The organism is Arthrobacter sp. ZBG10 (assembly GCF_001238605.1).
GTDB lineage: Bacteria > Actinomycetota > Actinomycetes > Actinomycetales > Micrococcaceae > Arthrobacter.
On record NZ_LFQH01000144.1, the window covers coordinates 1 to 278 of the forward strand.

Here is a 278-nt window from a genome sequence, read left to right on the forward strand (position 1 = left end):
CCGGCGGCAGGGTTCTCGGCGGGCCTGTCCCCGGCGGCCCGGGTATCCGCCGCGGCTGCGGCATCCCGGCCGCGCCGGGTCCGGCTCCCCCGCGCTGGCGAACTGCTGGTCCTCGCTGCCGCGAACCTCCTGGCCCTCGCCGCGTTCTGCTGGCCGCTGCTGGGGACCGCCCTCCCGAAGGATGCCGCGGCGGCGCTGCCGTTCGCGGCACTGGCCATCGCCCCGGTGGCTGCTGTCGCCGTCGTCCTGGCCCTGGACGGTTCCGTCCGTTCCGCCCA

At 78.1% G+C, this 278-nt stretch carries 1 protein-coding gene; it reads left to right on the forward strand.

Features of this window, described 5'->3' with window-relative positions:
* Window positions 1–278 (forward strand): hypothetical protein (locus ACU18_RS20075; RefSeq protein WP_231686145.1); only part of this gene is annotated, 278 nt, incomplete at both ends.